The sequence below is a fragment of the Streptomyces sp. KR55 genome (assembly GCF_052245645.1).
In the GTDB taxonomy this organism is placed as follows: domain Bacteria; phylum Actinomycetota; class Actinomycetes; order Streptomycetales; family Streptomycetaceae; genus Streptomyces; species Streptomyces flavusporus.
This window is the reverse complement of the sequence record NZ_JBQQCE010000982.1, coordinates 1-788: the sequence shown is the minus strand read 5'-3', so window position 1 is coordinate 788 and position 788 is coordinate 1. Positions and strand designations below refer to the sequence as shown.

1 protein-coding gene is annotated in these 788 nt (G+C 73.2%); it reads left to right on the top strand.

Features of this window, described 5'->3' with window-relative positions; all coding sequences use genetic code 11:
* Window positions 1–138: 138 nt before the first annotated feature.
* On the top strand, window positions 139–788 hold a 650-nt coding region (locus ACTWQJ_RS51925), incomplete at its 3' end, for a formyltransferase family protein (RefSeq protein ID WP_443313285.1).

Here is a 788-nt window from a genome sequence, read left to right as displayed (position 1 = left end):
GCCCACCACCCCCGCAGCGCCCGAACCCGCCCCGGCCGGCGACGCCGAGCGCCTGGTCGCGGGCCTGTCCGACGCAGCCGTCGACGAGCTGCTGGCCGAACTGCTCTCCCAGCGCGGGGAGTCCGAAGGAGGCGGACGATGACTGCCGAGCCGTTCAGCTGTGTCGTGATCGGCGAGGAGACCCTCCTCGTCGAGTGCACCAGGCTGCTCGTGGCCCGCGGACACACGGTGGCCGCCGTGGTGTCCCCCTCCGCCGAGCTGCTCGACTGGGCCGAGGGGGAGGGGCTGCCCGCCGTACCGTTCGGCGCGGACCTCGCCGAGCGGCTGGCGCCGCTGCGCTTCGACTACCTGTTCAGCATCGCCAACCTCCGGATGCTCCCGGAGGAGGTGCTCGCCCTGCCCACCCGGCTGCCCGTCAACTTCCACGACGGTCCGCTGCCCAGGCACGCGGGTCTGTTCGCCACCAGCTGGGCCATCCTCGACGGCGACAAGCAGCACGGCGTCACCTGGCACGTGATGCACCTGGAGGCCGACACCGGCGACGTGCTCAAGCAGCGCACGGTGCCCGTCGACCCGGCGGCCACGGTGCACGACCTCGACGTCGCCTGCTTCGAGGCGGGCGTCGAGTCCTTCGCCGAACTCGTCGACGAACTGGCCGCCGGCACGGTCACCCGCACGCCGCAGGACCTGGGCCTGCGTACCTACCACGGTCGGTACGACGGCCTGCCCGCGGGCGGTGTGTTCGACTGGCGCCAGCCCGCCGCCGAACTGGACGCACTGGTGCGGGC